Here is a 16,297-nt window from a genome sequence, read left to right as displayed (position 1 = left end):
ATAGCAAGCGGCCTGTCGAGAAGGGAGAGGTGCGGCGCGCGGAAAGTTCGGGCGAGTGTGGGGAGGGGTGGTCAGAGGGTGAGGGCGTCGAGTTGCAGGAAGGCCCGTTCGATGGCCTGCCTGGTGACGTCCTCGGGGTACGGGAACTGCCTGATGAGGTCGCGCAGGCCCTCGACGTGCGCCCGCCTGGCCAGGTCGGCGACGGCCGACAGCTCGGCGTGCTGATCGATGACGAACTCCCGGCCCACCACGGCGCCGTGGCCGGGCACGATCACCGGTTCGGGCAGCTCGGCCAGCATCGCGGCGGTCGTGGCGGGCCAGTCGAGCGGGTAGGAGTCGCTGAACGCCGGCGGCGCGCCCTCCTCCACGAGGTCACCGGCGAACACCACGCCCGCGTCGGGCACGTGCGCGACGATGTCGTTGCTGCTGTGGCCGAGCCCGAAGTGGCGCAGGTGCACGCTGCGTCCGCCGATGTCGAGCGTGGCCGAGATGGTGAACGTGTGGTCGGGCGGGACGATCTCCACCTCCTCCACCTCCGCGCGCCTGTCAGCAGGCTCGCGGCCGGCGACCTTGGCGCGCTGCTCGACGCCGTCGCGCTCGATCTCCTCGGCGCACCTGGCGTGCCCCCAGATCTCGGCGGGCAGGAACATCGCGTTGCCGAAGTAGTGGTCGAAGTGGGAGTGGGTGTTGACCACCGTCCACGGGCTGCTCGTGATCCGCCTGATCGCCTCGATCAGGTCGGACGCCTCGCGGTGCGACATCCGCGTGTCGAGCACCAGACAGTGCCCGTCACCGACCACCAGCCCGATGTTCAGGTCGTACGCCACATGGCGGCGGACGTACACACGGTCGCCGACTTCCTGCCACTTCTCACCCATAGCAGAACCCTACTTAGGATCCCTTCGTGGGATATGACTTCCAGACCGTGCCCGCGCTCCGCCTCGCCTGATCAGGCCCTCAGGTAGGCCAGGACGGCGAGCACCCGCCGGTGGCCGTCCGCCTGTGGAGGCAGGTCCAGCTTGGTGAAGATGCCGGCGATGTGCTTGGCCACGGCCGCCTCGGTGACGAACAACTCGCGGGCGATCGAGGCGTTCGAGCGCCCCTCGGCGATCAGGCCCAGCACCTCCTGCTCCCTGGGCGTGAGCCGACGCAGAGGGTCGCGGCGGCGGCTGAGCAGCTGCCTGACCACCTCCGGATCGACGACCGTGCCGCCCCCGCTCACCCTGTCGAGCGCGTCGACGAACTCGCGGACGTCCCCGATGCGGTCCTTGAGCAGGTAGCCGATGCGCGCGCCGCCTCCGGAGTCGAGGAGTTCCGTCGCGTACGTCTGCTCGACGTACTGGCTGAGCACCAGGACGGCCAGCTCCGGGTTCCTCCTGCGCAGTTCCAGGGCGGCGCGCAGGCCCTCGTCGGTGAAGCCGGGAGGCATCCGCACGTCGGTCACCACGGCGTCCGGATCGTGCTCGGCCACCGCTTCGACCAGCGCGGGCGCGTCGCCCACAGAGGCGACGACGGTGTGCCCGAAGCGTTCGAGCAGCCCGGCCAGGCCCTCGCGCAGCAGGACGGCGTCCTCGGCGATCACCACCCGCACGACGTCTCCCCTGTGAGCGCTTCCAGCGCGATCCTGTGCACCACACCTGCGACGGTATCCACTGGTGGAGCGGGTGGGCAGTAGTGCTGGGTCCACCTTGCCCGCCGCGCCCGGCGATCCGGGGTGATCGTGGTCCCGCTACCGCACCGCCTCGTACTGAGGTCTACGCGGAGAAACCGTCCAGGATCGCGGTCAGCCGAGCGGTGAACTCCTCCGGATCCGTCTGGTACGCGACGTGCCCGCCGGGGAACTCCTCGCACGGCACCCCGAGCCGCTCGCTCAGGACGTGCGCGGGCCGGTGGTAGGGACGGCCCACGCTGTCGCGGCCGGTGGCGAAGCACCACGGCACCGTGACCGCCTCCAGCGCGGCGAGGTCCGGGTCGTACTCGTACAGGAACGCGGGCAGCTCGCGCCGCAGCAGGATCTCGGTGTTGCCCACGAGCCGCGTCATCCCGCCGGGCTGCCTGCCCGTGATCCCCCGTGCCAGCGCGGCGCCGCCTGCGAACACCCGCATCGCGCCGGCGGTCACGGCCCGGCCCGCGCGGCTGCCGAACAGCTTCGGCGGGTCGGGCAGGATCATGGCCGAGAATCCGGCGAACGCCTGCATCACCCCTTCCTGCTCGGCCATCCTGAAGAGCTCCGCCATGGCGCGCTCCTCGGGGCTGTCGGGGCTGTCGGGCAGGAGCCGGACGAGCGGCGGTTCGTGGACGACGGCGCCGAGTAGCCGACCGGCGTGACGTGCCAGGACCTCCAGCGCGATGATCGCGCCGCTGCTGTTGCCGAAGACGAAGGCGCGCTCGACGCCGTAGTGGTCGAGGATCGCGACGACGTCGGCGGCCTGCTGTGAGACCGCGACGGACGCGTCCGGGCTCGCCAGCGGGCTTCGGGAGTTGCCGCGCCTGTCGTATGTGATCACGGTGAACCGGTCCGCCAGCCGGGGCACGACGTCCTCGTACATCGCGGCGTCTCCCCCGCCGCCGGGGATCAGCACCAGGGCGGGGCCCGTACCGGCCCGCTCGGTGTGCAGCCGGGCCCCGGGCACCTCGACAGTCTCCTGCCGCGCGTCCATCTCGCCTCCAGTTTCTACGTTGTAGATCTACCCTACAGCGTAGAAACGTCTAGCCGGCGCAGGCCCTCGGACAGTTCCGCGAGGTCGTCGGTGGCCGCGAACCCGAGCCGGAGGTAGGCCGCCGGCGGCTCGGCGGCGAAGTAGCGGCGCCCGGCCGCGCCAGGCTGGTCTTAGGGCGGGCCTCAGGGGTGTTTCAGGGACCTCCCTGAGGCTGTTTCACCCGGGCCACGGAAGACTTGGCTGCCATGGACGTGAAGAGGACGATTGTGATCGCGGGTCTGCTGGGGCTCGGGGCCCTGTTGACGGGGTGCGGGCTCGGCGGAACCCTCAAGCAGGACAAGGCGTCCTACGATGTCGCCGACAAGGTGGCCGGGCTTCAGGTCGAGGCCGACTCGGGCACCGTCGAGGTGGTCGGGTCCGACCGGCAGGGCATCCACGTGACCGAGAGCCTCAGCTGGCGCGGGGAGCGGCCTGCCGCCAGCCACGACGTGCAGGGCGACACGCTGACCCTGAAGTTCACCTGCCCTCCCAGCCTGGCCGGCTCGAACTGCGAGGTGAGCTACCAGGTGGAGGTGCCCAGGGGGTTGCGCGTCAAGGCCACCACCGACTCGGGGAAGGTGACACTGAAGACGCTGTCGGGGGACGTCGAGGCGCAGAGCGACTCCGGGGCGATCGACGCGAGCGGGTTGACCAGCAAGCAGGGGGTCGCCGCGACCGACTCGGGCGACATCACGCTCGTCTTCACCGACGCGCCCGACAAGGTGGAAACGTCGACGGATTCGGGCAGGAGCGTCGTGCACGTCCCCCAGGGCCCGTACAACATCGTCACCCGGACGGACTCGGGCGGCAAGAAGGTCACCGCGACCCACGACCCCTCGTCGCAGCGTTCGATCAGCCTGATCAGCGACTCGGGCGACCTGGAGGCCGTGACCCCCTGAGCCGCCTGGAAACCCTGTTGAGGCCCCGGCGCCACTTTGCCAGACTTGACGGCAAAAGCGACGCCCAGCCGTGAGAGAAGCAGGCAGTGACATTCGCATCCAGCGGCCTTGAGATAGCCTGCGACGAGTCCGGGTCCGAGGGCGAGAAACTCATCGGTGGAAATACCGACGTGTTCGCGCACGCCAGCGTGCGACTGGAGATCGAATCGGCGGCCGACTGCATCGAGGAAACACGGAACAGGGCGCCTTCTCCCACCATTGAATACAAATCCGACGTCATCCGCCGAAAAAAGCACCGGGAAGCCCTCAAATGGCTGCTCGGGCCGTCGAGCCCGCTCCACGGAAACGCGCACGTCTACCTGATCGACAAAGCCTTCCTCGTCGTAGCGAAGGTCGTCGAGCTGCTCGCGGCGGAGACCTCCGGGCCCCGGCAGGCCGTCACCCTGTATCGCGAGGGCCCGAGCGCGTTCGGACGCGACCGATGGCACGACTTCCTGGAGTCGTTCAACGACGTGCTGCGCGCCAAGAACGGCCGGGGCCCGGTCGCGTCCGTCGACTCGGCCTTCGAGCTGGTCGACTCCCTGCGCCTCGCGCCGGGCCCGACAGGCGAGATCATGGAGCAGCTCTGGCAGGCCAGGCCGCGCGTGGACGCCTTCCGGGCGCGGCTGCTCGACGACCCAGCCGTGATGCCGCCGCTGGACCCGTTGCTCCCGGCCATCGTCCAGGCGGTCGTCCACTGGGGCGCGGGCGGAGAGCCGGTTTCGATCGTGCACGATCGGCAGACCATGTTGACGGAAGAGCGCGTCACCCAGCTCAAGGGGATCTTCGCCGCTTCGCCGACCGGCGGGCTGACCGGCCTGCGGCTGGTCGTCTCGCGCACTGATCCACGGGTGCAGGTCGCCGACCTGCTCGTCGGGGCGGCCCGGCAGATAGCGGAGGACGAGCTCAACGGCCAGGGCGACGCGGAGCTGACCGCGTTGCTGCGGCCGTACGTCGACGCGTTCTCGATCTGGGGTGACGAGCGCAGCTGGGCTCTGCTGGGGCCCGCGTCCTGAGGTCGGCTACTGGCCGGCTCTCCCTGGCGATGTCGCGCGTCCAGGGCCCCCAGCCGACCGAATCGTAGAGCTGGAAGATCTCGTCCTCGTCGAACGACGTCTCCCGAGAGATGATCACCTGCTTGACCTCCTGGATTCCGGCGTGAGCGGCGGTCAGAGCCCGGTGGTCATCGGGGACGAGCGGATCTCCGCCAGCGCCCGGGTGAGGTCCCGGGAGGACAGCCAGAGCTTGAACATGATCGCAAGCTCGAAGACCAGCAGGAGCACCGCCGTGCCGATCGTCACCGGCGCGATCGCACCTGTGAGCGGGCCGACGATGAACACCGCCATCTGGAACTCGATGCCGCTGATCAGGTGTGCCCGGACGCGGTGGTCGCGCAGCCAGTCGCGGATGCGGATGTACCAGGCGAAGTGCGCGCGGAAGTGCTGCTGGAGGTCCACCGAGTCCGCCGAGGGGATCTCGTCGGGCTCTGAAACCTGGGGACGGTCGCTGGCCGGCACTCCGGTGGCCTCCTCGATCGCTTCGTCCAGTTTGCGGCGCATCTGGCGGCGTACCTTCGCCACCTGGAGCGCGTCCACGTACCGGAGCATGTCGAGGAAGACGACGAGGACGCCGAGCACCAGGTAGAACTCCGCGCCTGTCGCCTTGAACTGGCCCCACATGAGCGCCAGGGCGCAGGTGAGCACGCGGATCCGATCGAAGACGTAGTCGAGCCAGCCGCCCAGCACGGTGCCGGTGCCCTTAAGACGGGCGATCTTGCCGTCCATGCAGTCCAGGACGAAGCTCAGGTGGTACAGGACGGCCCCGGCGACCAGCCACGACCAGTCGGCCATCAGGAAGCACGCGGCCGAGCCGAGCCCGAGTAAGAAGGCGCCCCAGGTGATCTGGTTCGGCGTGACAGAGGTGCGATTCGCCACGCCGACCACCAGGCGTCCGGCGAGCGGATCGACCAGGAACACCGTCCACCAGGCGTCCCGCGGTTTGTACGTCTGCGTGCGCACGTCGTTCAGGGTGAATCTGGGCATGCCGAATACCGCCATGGTCGAACTCCGTATCAGTGAGTGGGTGCTTGGTCGGTCCAGCCGATTTCCTGGTATGCGGTGAAGGTGCCGGTCTCGACGTCCCGTCCGTCGGCGAGCTTGGTGGCGCTCTTCGTCTCCACGGCCAGCGGCAGCCCGCTCGCCGGGTCGATCACGAACCGCTCGTCGCTGAGCTGCCCGTCGTGGCCGACCTGGTAGCTCAGGGCCTGGCCGGTGCGTCCGAGCGGGTCGGTGACCTCGCCCTCCGCCTTCATACCGGGCATGGAGGCCAGGATCTGGTACGCCGAGGACCGCACCTCGGGCGAGACGGGCAACCCGGAGATGATCTCCAGGCAGCTCTCGCGCAGCTCGGCTTCCATCTCGCGGCCGACGTACGCGCCGTACTCCCGCGCGATGCGGGCCACGAGGAACGCGCGCAGCCGCGTGGGGTCGCTCGGGATCGTGCGCAGCGCCTTCCAGCTGACGAGTTGCTTGGTCAGGATGCCGTCCGCGTTCCGCCAGCCGACGCGGTGCGGCCCGGTCCGCGGCTCGCCGGGCGCCGACTCCACCAGCGCCTTGGAGGGGACGCGGCCCAGCCCGCTCACGTCGGCCGGGTACTGCCAGCTGCTCGGCGAGCCCGCGGCCCGCCACGCCGTCTCGTCCTGGGGTGTCGCCGGTTCGGCGCCGAGGTAGCGGCCCGTCCACCGGTCCCGCCCGCCGTCCTGCTTGGAGAGCCAGATCTCGCGGGTGGACTCGCGCCTGAGGACGTAGCCGCGGTCCGGGGAGAGGATCAGCTGCCCGGAGACGACCCTGGTACGCCAGTAGGCCCCATCGGACGGCGTCCTGGCCATGGCGCTCGCCGCGGCGAGCAGGATCTGCCTGGCGGTCGGCCCGGCGGGGCCGGACACGACGGGATCGGGCGAGATGCGCACCAGCGAGCCGGACGACAGGGCCACGGCGAGCGCCAGCGCGGCCGCCGCCGTCGCGCCGATCAGCCCGTTGCGGACCGGCGCCCACCACCGCGACCTGCGGGGCGGTTCTTCCCGAGGTACGCCGACCGCCAGCGCCCCCAGGAGTCTGGCCCGGCCGGAGTCGACGACGTCGGGCGAGGGGCCGGGCATGGACAGGAGGTCGCGCACGGCGGTCAGCTCGTTCGCGTCGGCCTGGTTGCCGTTCAGCTCATCCATCGAACCCTCCGATCATGGGGTTGACGCCGCCCAGGGCTCTGCGGAGTTTCTTGCGCACCCGGTTGAGCCGGGAGCCGACCGTCCCGAACGGAATGTCGAGGGTCTGCGCGACCTCCTCGTAGCTGAGGTCGGCGAGCGCGACGAGGAGCAGCACGTCGCGGTCACCGACAGAAAGGCGTCCCAGTGCCGCCGCGAGCCGCCCCTGTGCGTTCGCGGCGGCCACCCTGGCCGTCACCCTGTCCTCGTGCCCGTCGTCTGCCACTTCGCCGACAGGTGCCCGCTGGAACGCCTCCAGCCTGCGCGTCTCGCTCCTCCTGTGCTGGGCGAGCAGGTTGGTGGCGATCCCGTAGAGCCAGGGCCGCACGGCGCCCCGGGCGGGGTCGAACGTCTGCCGTTTCCTGAACGCCACCAGGAACGTCTCGGCGGCCAGATCGTCGGCGATCTGCGTGCCGAGCCGTCCGGCGACGTAGCGGTGTATCTCGTCGAAGTAGCGGTCGTAGAGCACGGCGAACGATTCCGGGTGGTGCCCGGACTGCTCGATGAGCGCGGCGTCATCGGCTGCCACGGGCACGTCCGGGGGAGCTGCCATGCGCATGGTGTCCCTTCTGTGGGTTACACCTCTATTCCGCCGCAGCCCCGATCTCTCTTCACACTTTTTTCGGGATCAGCCCACTCTTTCGGTGAATGTCGGCTTACGGGCGCCTCAGACGACCGTGGGAATTGTCAGGGTCGGATGCCAGACTGCCCCGCATGAGCCACGACGTGCAGCTGAGGGACGTCCAGGAGGCCGACCTGGAGACCTTCTTCCAGCAGGAGCAGGACCCCGAGGCGGCCAGGCGGTCGCAGTTCCCTCCCCGTGAGCGAGACCGCTTCATGACCCACTGGACCACGAAGATCCTCGATGATCCGACCGTCTACGTGCAGGCGGTCACCGTCGACGGCGAGTTGGCCGGCAACATCATCGCCTGGTGGGAGGAGGACGAACGCTTCATCGGCTACTGGTTCGGCCGCGAGTACTGGGGCCGCGGCATCGGCACCAGGGCGCTCACGCTCTTCCTGCAGCAGGAGAAGGCCCGCCCCCTCTACGCCGACCCGTATATCGGGAACACCGGCTCGGTGCGGCTGCTGGAAAGGTGCGGCTTTCGCCGCACCGCGACCGTCATGCACGGCGAGAACGAGCACGTCATGCTCGTGCTGGGCGAGAAGTAGGCGCCAGGTGATCACGTCCGCAGGACGTACCAGTGCGGCGAGGAGGTCTCGCGCACGTAGAGGGAGCCTGCCCGGCAGAAACTAGTTGCCAGATGAGGTCGTCCGAACGAAGGTTGTCGTCATGATCAGGGTTGAGTCGTTGACGAAGGTCTTTCGCCGCCCCCGTACCTTTCCTGGCGTTCTCGGTTCGCTGCGCACGCTCGTGACCCGGCAGTACGAGGAGCGGGTCGCGGTCGACGACGTCAGCTTCGAGATCCCGCGCGGCGAGGTCGTCGGGTACCTCGGCGCGAACGGCGCCGGCAAGTCCACCACGGTGAAGATGCTGACCGGAATCCTCACCCCCACCAGCGGCCTGGTCGAGGTCGACGGCCGGGTGCCGTGGCGGGAGCGGACGGCCAACGCGCGCGCCGTCGGCGTGGTCTTCGGGCAGCGCAGCCAGCTGTGGTGGGATCTGCCGCTGATCGAGTCGTTACGCCTGGTCGGCGACCTGTACGACGTGCCCGCCGACCGTTTCACCGCTTCGCTGCGCCGCATGCGCGACCTGCTCGGCCTCGACGACTTCCTCGACACCCCGGTCCGCCAGCTCAGCCTGGGCCAGCGGATGCGCGGCGACCTGGCCGCGGCCATGCTGTACGAGCCGCCCATCCTCTACCTCGACGAGCCCACCGTCGGCCTCGACGTGCTCGCCAAGCAGGCCGTACGCGAGTTCATCGCCGACACCAACAGGGACGGCCGCACCACCGTCGTGCTGACCACCCACGACCTGGCCGACGTCGAGGCCCTCTGCAAGCGCATCATCCTCATCGACAAGGGCCGCGTGCTGTACGACGGCGGCATCGACGCGCTCGTCACCGCGTACGCTCCGCCCCGGCGGCTGGTCGTCCACCTCGCGGGGGCCGCCGAGGACACCCGTACCTTCGACCTCTCCGGCGACACGCCGGTGCCGGAGCTGATCGGCCAGATCGCCGCCGAGCATACGATCCGCGACCTGTCGATCGAGGAACCTGGCCTGGAAGACGTGCTCAAGCGCATCTACGCCGAGAGCGCCGGATGATCCGCCCGCTGACCGGGACGGCCCGCATCGGCCTGCGCTACCAGTTCGCCTACCGCAGCGACGTGCTGATGGCGGTGCTTGCGCTGGTCGCGCAGGTGTTCCTGTTACGCATGGTGTGGACGGCCGTGTACGGCGAGCGCCAGCAGGCTCAGGGCCTCACGCTGGAGGCGCTGCTCGCCTACCTGACACTGGCCAACCTCCAGGCGTTCGCCATCACCCCGATCATCACGCGTATCGCCCACTTCCGGATCCGTACCGGCATGGTGTTCTTCGACCTGTCCCGGCCGACCGGCTACCTGCCGCAGCTGGCCGCATTCCAGGCGGGCCACACGCTGGGCGGGCTGCTCCTGATGGCGCCGGCCGTCCCGGTGGTGCTGCTGGTCGGCTCGATCACGCCGACCGCGCAGCCGCTCGGCTACGCGGCGACGCTGATCCTCGGCTATGTGATCTCGATGATGATGTCGCTGCTCATCTGCATGATCGGTTTCTGGACGCTGGAAACGGGGGCGATCTCGCTGCTGTACCGGCTGATCAGCCAGTTCTTCGCGGGCACCATGGTGCCGCTGTCCTTCTTCCCTGGCGCGCTCGGCGCGTTCGCCCAGGCGCTGCCGTTCCAGTACATGGGGTACGTCCCGGCCGCCGTCTACGTCGGCAGGCTGACCGGCCCGGACGTGCTCCAGGCCGTGCTGGTCGAACTGGCCTGGATCGCCGCGCTGACCGCGTTGCTGTGGCTGGTCTGGCGGCGCGCGCACCGCAGGGTGGTGATCAACGGTGGCTGAGGTCATGCGTACCCTGCGCCTGTACGTGCGGCTGCAGCGGGCGACCGCGCGCGGCGCGCTGCAGTACCGGCTGAACACGCTGATCGGCGTCGCCACCGGCGTGGTCTACCAGGGCAGCGGCTTCGCCTTCGTCTGGGTCGTCATGCACACCTTCCCCACGATGGCGGGCTGGAGCCTGCGCGAGATCGCCTTCCTGTACGGCCTGCGGCTGACGGCGCACGCGCTGTGCATGCTGCCGCTGAGCAGCCTCATCGGCATGGAGTGGCTGGTACGCGAGGGCGAAATGGACCGCGTGCTGCTGCGTCCGCTCAATCCGCTCGTCCAGGTGATGGCCAAGCGCATGGGCGTGGGCCAGGTCGGCGACCTGCTGACCGGGCTCGTCCTGCTGCTCGTCGCGGCGCCACCCTGGACGCTCGGCATGATCGCCTTCTCCCTGCTGACCGTGGTGGGCGGCGCGCTGGTGGAGGCGTCGATCCACCTGTCGCTGGCGTCCCTGTCGTTGCGCATGCTGGAGACCTTCGCGCTGCGCGGCTTCCTGGACGACGTGTTCAGCAAGTTCGGCTCGTACCCGATGAGCGTGTTCGGCGGGGTCACGCAGTGGTTGCTGACCTTCGTGCTGCCGGTGGCCTTCGTCGCGTACGTGCCGGCGAGCGTGCTGCTGGGCAGGGCGGACGAGTTGAACGTGCCAGTCCTCGCGGCGTACGGGAGCCCGCTCCTGGGGCTCGCCCTCTTCACCCTCGCCTACCGCTTCTGGGAGCGCCAACTGCGGCACTACCACAGCGTCGGCAGCTAGCCGTGACCTGCGCGGTGACAGCTCCGCGCAGGACTGAGGCTAGGGTGAAGTCCGGTTCACACGAGGAAGCGGCGTCGCATTGGCTCATCGCGCATTGGCTCATCGCGCACTGGTCATCGCCGTGGTGCCCGCGATCGGGTTACGGCTGCTCACGGTGCTCGGGTTCCCGCCGGCGTTGCTCTTCTACGGCGACTCGTTCGCCTTCCTGCGCGCCGAACTGGCGCCAGGAACGACCAGGCCGTCCGGATACTCCCTGCTCCTGGCGCTGCTCCGGCCCGCGCACAGCCTGACGCTGGTGACGGTCCTGCAGCACCTGCTGGTCCTGGCGCTGGCGGTGGCCATCTACGCGCTGCTGCGGCGGCGCGGCCTGCCGGGCTGGGGGGCCACCCTCCTGGTCACTCCGCTGCTGTTCGACGAGTTCCTCGTGCTGCTCGAACACATGATCATGGCGGACGCCGTCTTCATCGTGCTGGTGACCGGCGCGATCGTGCTCATCGTGTGGCGCGTCACCCCGGCGACGGCCGCCGCCGGCGGGATGCTGCTCGGCCTGGCCGGGATCACCAGGACGGTCGGCCTGCCGCTGCTGCTCCTGACCGCCGCGTACCTGCTGCTCAGAAGGTACGGCTGGCGCCCGCTGCTGGCGCTGGTCGTGGCGGGCGCGATCCCCCTGGGGGCGTACGCCACCTGGACGAAGGTGGAGAAGGGGAAGTTCGGGCTGACCGAGGCCGACGGCAACTTCCTGTGGTCCAGGACCATGAGCTTCGCCGACTGCGCCGTGATCAAGCCTCCCGAGCGGCTCGCCGTGCTCTGCCCCGGCATGCCGGTGGAGCAGCGCCCCTACCCGCCCTACTGGTTGTGGGAGAGCTTCTCCCCGCTGCTCAAGGTGCCCGGCGCCGCGAACCGCAACCAGCTCGCCGGAGAGTTCGCCAGAGCGGCCATCCTCGCCCAGCCGGGCGGCTACCTGGACTCGGTCGCGACCGACCTGAAGCAGTTGCTGCGCTGGGAGCGCACGGCCGCCGACGAGAAGACGCCCTACAAGTTCCCCCAGGACGAGCGGCCGCTGACCGGCTCGGTGCGCGACATCGCGGAGTCGTACGAGGCGGGCCCGGCCACCACCCGGGTCGTCGAGCCGTTCGCCGGCTGGCTGCGCGCCTACCAGCGGTTCGGCTACGTCCCCTTCCCTCTGCTGATGACAGCCCTGGTCGGGGCGCTGGTGGCCGCCCTGGTGAGACGGCGCCTCGACGCGCTGCTGCCTGGGCTCGCGGCGCTCGCGCTGATCGTCTCCCCGCCCTTCCTGGCGGCCTACGACGTGCGGTACGTGATCCCGGCGATTCCGCTGATCTGCCTGGCACTGGGCCTGTCGCTCGGCGCCCGGTCGCCCCAGGATCAGAAGCCTGCGGGATCAGAAGAGGGTCAGCGGCTCGGCCGGCATGGGCTCGGGCAGCGGCTCGATCCCGGGCAGCCGGGCTCGGACGTCGTCGTGGAAGCGACGGGCGAGCAGCAGCGCGTCGGCGTTGTCGGGCGTGTGGATGAACACCGTCGGTGAGCGGCCCTCGCGCAGCCACTCCGTGACCGTGCCGACCCAGTGCTGCCAGCCCTCGATCGTGCGCTCCGTGGCGTCCCGGCCGATGTAGCGCACGATCGGACGGTCGGTGAGAGCGGACGACCGGCGCGGGACCCGCGGCTTCTTCGTCCACGCGTCTCGTTCGGCGTCGCTGGTCGGCGGGGTCTGGAAGAGCGCGGTCGTGTCGAACGGCACCCACTCGGCGCCGGCGCCGGCGAGAACCCTTTCGAGCAGCCCCTCGGACCGCGCGTCGTCGAAGAAGGCGCGGTGGCGGACTTCGACGGCGTACCGGCACGAGCGGGGCAGCCCGCGCAGGAAGCCCGCCAGGACGCCGAGGTCGGCCGGGCTGAAAGACCCCGGCAGCTGGATCCGGAGAGCGTGCGCCCGCGTCCCGAGCGGCTCGATCGTGTCCAGGAACGACCGAAGTTCCTCGTCGACGCCGGAAAGGCGGCGCTCGTGGGTGATCGACTTGGGCAGCTTGACCACGAAACGGAAGTCGGGGCCGGTCTGCCGTGCCCACGACTCCACCGTGCTCCTCGCCGGTGTCGCGTAGAACGTGGTGTTGCCCTCCACCGCGTTGCACCAGGTCGCATAGGCCCGCAGGCGCTCCCCGGGAGGGAGCGGATGGGGCAGGAGGCGTCCCTGCCATGGCGCGTGAGTCCACATCGCGCATCCCACATGAAGCCGCATGACCCTCGACGTTATCCATGCTTCGCCCAGAGGCAAGTCACTGCCCCGTATCGTCGCCCTTGAGCGGCCCATCGCGTGGAAACCGGGACGAGCTTTCCGGTGTCGCCGGCCGAGTACATCTGGGCAGGAAGACCCGCACGTGGGTCTACGGCAACCCACGAGACGCGGCTCAGGCTGCGGCGAGCTTGCCCAGCGAATGAAGGTCCTGCAGACCGTTGAGGCGGAGTTCGATCCGCTGCCCTTCGATGACACCGCAGCCCGCGAGTACGGCCAGTTGCGGACCGTAGTGATCGCCTGTCGGTGAGGCGAGGCCGAGCGGAGCCGGGTCGAATAAGAGGCGACAAAATCTATGATTTTGAGCGTACATAAAGGCATGCCCCTCATTGGCCGGTTCGGATTCGACGCCGAGCTCTAAGAGCCGCAAAATTTCATGTCACAGAGATTGATGAAGAGAACTTTCAGGGATATGTTCACGATCAACCCGTCCTCCTCTATAGGCGGTGAGATGTCGAAATGTCCCCTGACGGCGGCCTTTCCCTTCCGGCGAGATTGATCACCATGCCGCCAACGTAGTTCCGTCGCCACAGGGCTCATCGACATCAAGGAGCTGGGCGCTCAACCGCACCCCCCACACGCACCTTCAGAGAGGTGAGCATGCCCACAACCAGCAGGCCGACCTGGCCGAAGACCCTCAGATCCACGATCACTGCCCTGTTAGTCACCCTCGCGGCCGCGCTGATTCCCCAGGCCGCCTCGGCGCAGGGCACCAGCGCCCTGGCCGTGTCGCACAAGAGCCCGTTCAACTGCGGAAAGACCTTCTACGCCAACAACTGGTCCCCCGGCCACAGCCCCTCAGGTGCCATCGACTGGCAGAACTATGGGGGCGACGACATCAACGGTGAAACCGTGCGCGCCACCGCTTCGGGCACCGCGTACTTCTCCGACGCAGGCAGCACGAGCTACGGCAAGTGGGTGGAGGTCCGTCACAGTGACGGAACCAAAACCCGCTATGCCCACCTCGCGACCATGGTCAGGGCGGCCGGCGACTCGATGAGCGTCAGCCAGGGCACCACGATCGGGACTGTCGGCTCGACGGGCGGCTCCACCGCTCCGCACCTGCACTACGAGCAGCGGACCTCCACCGGTGCGGTGGACACCAGCCCGACCGTGGACGGCGTGACGGTGTCCTTGGGCGAGAAGAAGGCCATCACCAGCACCAACACCTGCAGCAGCAACCCCTACACCCCTGAGGAGGTCTGCGGCAGCGGTTACGCGGTCATCGACTCCGCCGGCCTCACCGGTGGTCGCACCTACCTGCTCTACAACTCCGGCAACGGCTACAACTGCGTCGTGACGCTGAAGACGACGAACCTCGGCTCACCGTCGTCGACGTCGGCCTTCCTGGAGCCGCAAGGGGAGAGCAGGACGACCGACTCCGGCAGCTACGACTACTACGCGGGGCCGGTCAAGCGCAACGCGGCCAGTCAATGCGTCAAGTGGGGCGGCTCGGTCGGCAGCAGCTCATACACCAGCCCCTTCGAACACTGCGGCTAAGAGCGTGACGGCCGGTCGCTGAAAAGCGTTCTACCAGCGACCGGTTTCTCAGCTGCGCAAGACGTCAAAGGCCACTACCCGATCACGGGAAGTGGCCTTTGACCTGGGTGGAGCCTTATCACCGGCCGCGAAGGGTCGCTGGGCGGCCCGCCTACTGCGCCGGGGGAACGGCGGCCAGATTCACCACACGCACCCCGCCGTTCTGCGGCCAGAAGATCACGCCTTGGCCCACCGACCACCGCTCCCCGTTGGCAGTGTGGAAGGGGACGAGCACGTCGGCGTGGGCGTCATAGACGACCATGGCGGCTCCGGTGAAGAACCGATCCTGGTACGGATACGCAGAGGGATAACCGTGGAGCAACCTGCGGACGCGGACCTGGCTGCCGTCGATTCGCTGCACCACGGAGTCGTCACCCCGAGCCCCGAGGCACCACGTGGGCCCGCAACGCAACCCTTCCACCCCGCGCGCCGCCGTGATCGCGGCAGTCCGACCAGTCTCCAGGTTGACGACCCTGGTGGGATTGGTCCGGATGTCGAGAGGCTCGTCGATCGCCCACGGCCATGCGGCGAGCTGCAACCCCTTGGACTTGGCCACCATCTCGGGTACCCCTCCGTCGATACTCATCCGCCACACCCCGCCGAGCGGCGAGGACCAGGCGACATGGTCGCCCGCGAGCGCGATCCGATCGACCGCCTCGCCCTTGACCGGCCCGACCCGTCTGGCCTGCCCGCTACCGCGCACGGGCGCGACCCACACATATCCCTCGGCCAGCCAGGCGACCCGCTCGACATCCACGGCCACGCTCTGCGGAGCTTGGAGCAGCGTGGCCACCACTCTCGAACGGCGCGTGGTGACGTCATAGACCTCGATCGTCCCCGGCTCCGCGAGCACCAGCACCTGCGTAGCGCTGATCGCAGCCAGAGGCCGGTATCTCCCCGGAACGGTGAGCACGGCCTGCGGCCATATCTGCTCGATCGTCTTGTCCGGGGTCGTCGTCCCCACGGTGGGCCTGGGGCGCGTAGGCCACACGACCAGCGCGCCCCACCCCAGCACGGCCACGCAGACCGACGCGAGCAGGACGCGAACTCTCCTCTGCCTCCGGTGGCGTCGCTTCGCCGCCATGCCGGGCAGCAGATCCACGTCCTGCGCCCGCTCGGCAATCGTCCGCAAAGCCTTGGCCAGCTCTTCCTCCGTCTTCATCCCCACCTCCCGATGAGCGCCTGCGCCCTGACGCGGAGTGTGGCGAGCGCGCGTGAGGCTTGGCTGCGGACGGTCGCCTGCGAAATGCCGAGAATCGCGGCGATCTCGTCGTCGGCGAGGTCTTCGTAGTAGCGCAGCACCAGCACCGCGCGCTGCTTGGACGGCAAGGCGCGCAAGCGCTGCCAGACGTCCTTGAGATCGTGCTCGTCCTCCCGGACTGGCGCAGGGACCTCGTCGGTGAGCTGCTCCTTCCGCCGTCTGCGCCACCAGCTCACGTGCTGCCTGGCCATGATCGTTCGGACATAGCCCTCGGGATCGTCCTTGTTCCTGACCCGCCGCCAGGAGGAGCTCAGCTTGAGTAACGCCTCCTGGACCAGGTCGGCGGCGTCATCGGCATTGCCGGTCAACACCAGGCCATACCGCAGTAACGCCGGCCCTCGGGCGCGGACGAAATCCTCGAACTCCACCTTCCAGGGACGTACGGGCCCCTGCTTTCGTTGCAAAAACCTTTGCCGGCGATGTGACGAAGCCCAACCCCCCATGCAACGGCAGGTTGACATCTGGAACGTCCGCATCGAGCCCCGGAGCCACTC

17 protein-coding genes are annotated in these 16,297 nt (G+C 69.0%); 7 read left to right on the top strand and 10 right to left on the bottom strand.

Annotated features, from left to right (window positions below):
* Window positions 1-71: 71 nt before the first annotated feature.
* From ABZ297_RS04700 to ABZ297_RS04690, 3 genes are all read right to left on the bottom strand, one after another.
* Window positions 72-878 (bottom strand): MBL fold metallo-hydrolase, encoded by an 807-nt coding sequence (locus ABZ297_RS04700; protein WP_355339368.1) that lies wholly within the window; start codon window positions 876-878, stop codon window positions 72-74.
* Window positions 879-949: 71 nt separating this feature from the next.
* The gene (locus tag ABZ297_RS04695; RefSeq protein ID WP_355339365.1) at window positions 950-1,591 is read right to left on the bottom strand and encodes a response regulator transcription factor; all 642 of its coding nucleotides are present in this window, start codon (window positions 1,589-1,591) and stop codon (window positions 950-952) included.
* A gap of 163 nt (window positions 1,592-1,754) precedes the next feature.
* Entirely contained in the window at window positions 1,755-2,660 is a 906-nt protein-coding gene (locus ABZ297_RS04690) for an alpha/beta hydrolase (protein WP_355339362.1), read from the bottom strand.
* A gap of 245 nt (window positions 2,661-2,905) precedes the next feature.
* Between ABZ297_RS04690 and ABZ297_RS04685 the strand changes: the two genes are divergently transcribed.
* Together ABZ297_RS04685 and ABZ297_RS04680 are read left to right on the top strand one after the other, a co-directional pair.
* Window positions 2,906-3,598 (top strand): DUF4097 family beta strand repeat-containing protein, encoded by a 693-nt coding sequence (locus ABZ297_RS04685; RefSeq protein WP_355339359.1) that lies wholly within the window; start codon window positions 2,906-2,908, stop codon window positions 3,596-3,598.
* 86 nt (window positions 3,599-3,684) lie between these two features.
* Window positions 3,685-4,653, top strand: a complete 969-nt coding sequence (locus ABZ297_RS04680; protein ID WP_355339356.1) for a hypothetical protein — start codon at window positions 3,685-3,687, stop codon at window positions 4,651-4,653.
* Window positions 4,654-4,806: 153 nt separating this feature from the next.
* On the opposite strand, the gene ABZ297_RS04675 is transcribed toward ABZ297_RS04680, so the two are convergent.
* The 3 genes from ABZ297_RS04675 to ABZ297_RS04665 are packed head-to-tail and all read right to left on the bottom strand — an operon-like array spanning window position 4,807 to window position 7,449.
* Window positions 4,807-5,694 carry a CDP-alcohol phosphatidyltransferase family protein gene (locus ABZ297_RS04675; RefSeq protein ID WP_355339353.1) on the bottom strand — a complete coding sequence of 296 codons (888 nt, stop codon included), beginning with the start codon at window positions 5,692-5,694 and terminating at the stop codon, window positions 4,807-4,809.
* 14 nt (window positions 5,695-5,708) lie between these two features.
* Window positions 5,709-6,860 (bottom strand): CU044_5270 family protein, encoded by a 1,152-nt coding sequence (locus tag ABZ297_RS04670; protein ID WP_355339350.1) that lies wholly within the window; start codon window positions 6,858-6,860, stop codon window positions 5,709-5,711.
* Window positions 6,853-7,449 carry an RNA polymerase sigma factor gene (locus ABZ297_RS04665; RefSeq protein ID WP_355339347.1) on the bottom strand — a complete coding sequence of 199 codons (597 nt, stop codon included), beginning with the start codon at window positions 7,447-7,449 and terminating at the stop codon, window positions 6,853-6,855. Before ABZ297_RS04665 ends, ABZ297_RS04670 begins: the two co-directional genes overlap by 8 nt.
* A gap of 161 nt (window positions 7,450-7,610) precedes the next feature.
* On the opposite strand from ABZ297_RS04665, the gene ABZ297_RS04660 reads away from it, so the two are divergent.
* From ABZ297_RS04660 to ABZ297_RS04645, 4 genes are all read left to right on the top strand, one after another.
* Entirely contained in the window at window positions 7,611-8,069 is a 459-nt protein-coding gene (locus ABZ297_RS04660; RefSeq protein WP_355339344.1) for a GNAT family N-acetyltransferase, read from the top strand.
* A gap of 121 nt (window positions 8,070-8,190) precedes the next feature.
* Entirely contained in the window at window positions 8,191-9,123 is a 933-nt protein-coding gene (locus ABZ297_RS04655) for an ATP-binding cassette domain-containing protein (protein ID WP_355339341.1), read from the top strand.
* Complete coding sequence (locus ABZ297_RS04650; RefSeq protein ID WP_355339338.1) at window positions 9,120-9,902, top strand: ABC-2 family transporter protein; 783 nt, start codon at window positions 9,120-9,122, stop codon at window positions 9,900-9,902. The genes ABZ297_RS04655 and ABZ297_RS04650 overlap by 4 nt, the downstream gene beginning before the upstream one ends.
* 4 nt (window positions 9,903-9,906) lie before the next feature.
* Complete coding sequence (locus ABZ297_RS04645; RefSeq protein WP_355339335.1) at window positions 9,907-10,695, top strand: ABC-2 family transporter protein; 789 nt, start codon at window positions 9,907-9,909, stop codon at window positions 10,693-10,695.
* 1,402 nt (window positions 10,696-12,097) lie between these two features.
* On the opposite strand, the gene ABZ297_RS04640 is transcribed toward ABZ297_RS04645, so the two are convergent.
* Window positions 12,098-12,949 (bottom strand): DUF72 domain-containing protein, encoded by an 852-nt coding sequence (locus ABZ297_RS04640; RefSeq protein WP_355339332.1) that lies wholly within the window; start codon window positions 12,947-12,949, stop codon window positions 12,098-12,100.
* Window positions 12,950-13,118: 169 nt separating this feature from the next.
* Window positions 13,119-13,373 (bottom strand): hypothetical protein, encoded by a 255-nt coding sequence (locus tag ABZ297_RS04635; protein WP_355339329.1) that lies wholly within the window; start codon window positions 13,371-13,373, stop codon window positions 13,119-13,121.
* A 230-nt stretch (window positions 13,374-13,603) separates the two neighbouring features.
* Here ABZ297_RS04635 and ABZ297_RS04630 point away from each other — a divergent pair, with 230 nt between their 5' ends.
* Window positions 13,604-14,503, top strand: a complete 900-nt coding sequence (locus ABZ297_RS04630; protein ID WP_355339440.1) for a M23 family metallopeptidase — start codon at window positions 13,604-13,606, stop codon at window positions 14,501-14,503.
* Between the two features lie 151 nt (window positions 14,504-14,654).
* On the opposite strand, the gene ABZ297_RS04625 is transcribed toward ABZ297_RS04630, so the two are convergent.
* Together ABZ297_RS04625 and ABZ297_RS04620 are read right to left on the bottom strand one after the other, a co-directional pair.
* Complete coding sequence (locus tag ABZ297_RS04625; protein ID WP_355339326.1) at window positions 14,655-15,704, bottom strand: hypothetical protein; 1,050 nt, start codon at window positions 15,702-15,704, stop codon at window positions 14,655-14,657.
* Window positions 15,701-16,246, bottom strand: a complete 546-nt coding sequence (locus ABZ297_RS04620; protein WP_355339438.1) for a SigE family RNA polymerase sigma factor — start codon at window positions 16,244-16,246, stop codon at window positions 15,701-15,703. The genes ABZ297_RS04625 and ABZ297_RS04620 overlap by 4 nt, the downstream gene beginning before the upstream one ends.
* Window positions 16,247-16,297: the final 51 nt, after the last annotated feature.

It is taken from the genome of Nonomuraea sp. NPDC005983, from assembly GCF_040614375.1.
GTDB lineage: Bacteria > Actinomycetota > Actinomycetes > Streptosporangiales > Streptosporangiaceae > Nonomuraea.
The sequence above is the reverse complement of the archived record's forward strand: the minus strand, read 5'-3'. Positions and strand labels throughout refer to the sequence as shown.

Bases quoted from the DNA above. Each gene is read 5' to 3' on its own strand.
- ABZ297_RS04700 (WP_355339368.1), bottom strand. From the start codon at position 878: ATGGGTGAGAAGTGGCAGGAAGTCGGCGACCGTGTGTACGTCCGCCGC.
- ABZ297_RS04690 (WP_355339362.1), bottom strand. From the start codon at position 2,660: ATGGACGCGCGGCAGGAGACTGTCGAGGTGCCCGGGGCCCGGCTGCAC.
- ABZ297_RS04685 (WP_355339359.1), top strand. From the start codon at position 2,906: ATGGACGTGAAGAGGACGATTGTGATCGCGGGTCTGCTGGGGCTCGGG.
- ABZ297_RS04675 (WP_355339353.1), bottom strand. From the start codon at position 5,694: ATGGCGGTATTCGGCATGCCCAGATTCACCCTGAACGACGTGCGCACG.
- ABZ297_RS04670 (WP_355339350.1), bottom strand. From the start codon at position 6,860: ATGGATGAGCTGAACGGCAACCAGGCCGACGCGAACGAGCTGACCGCC.
- ABZ297_RS04665 (WP_355339347.1), bottom strand. From the start codon at position 7,449: ATGGCAGCTCCCCCGGACGTGCCCGTGGCAGCCGATGACGCCGCGCTC.
- ABZ297_RS04660 (WP_355339344.1), top strand. From the start codon at position 7,611: ATGAGCCACGACGTGCAGCTGAGGGACGTCCAGGAGGCCGACCTGGAG.
- ABZ297_RS04655 (WP_355339341.1), top strand. From the start codon at position 8,191: ATGATCAGGGTTGAGTCGTTGACGAAGGTCTTTCGCCGCCCCCGTACC.
- ABZ297_RS04650 (WP_355339338.1), top strand. From the start codon at position 9,120: ATGATCCGCCCGCTGACCGGGACGGCCCGCATCGGCCTGCGCTACCAG.
- ABZ297_RS04645 (WP_355339335.1), top strand. From the start codon at position 9,907: ATGCGTACCCTGCGCCTGTACGTGCGGCTGCAGCGGGCGACCGCGCGC.
- ABZ297_RS04640 (WP_355339332.1), bottom strand. From the start codon at position 12,949: ATGCGGCTTCATGTGGGATGCGCGATGTGGACTCACGCGCCATGGCAG.
- ABZ297_RS04630 (WP_355339440.1), top strand. From the start codon at position 13,604: ATGCCCACAACCAGCAGGCCGACCTGGCCGAAGACCCTCAGATCCACG.
- ABZ297_RS04625 (WP_355339326.1), bottom strand. From the start codon at position 15,704: ATGAAGACGGAGGAAGAGCTGGCCAAGGCTTTGCGGACGATTGCCGAG.
- ABZ297_RS04620 (WP_355339438.1), bottom strand. From the start codon at position 16,246: ATGGGGGGTTGGGCTTCGTCACATCGCCGGCAAAGGTTTTTGCAACGA.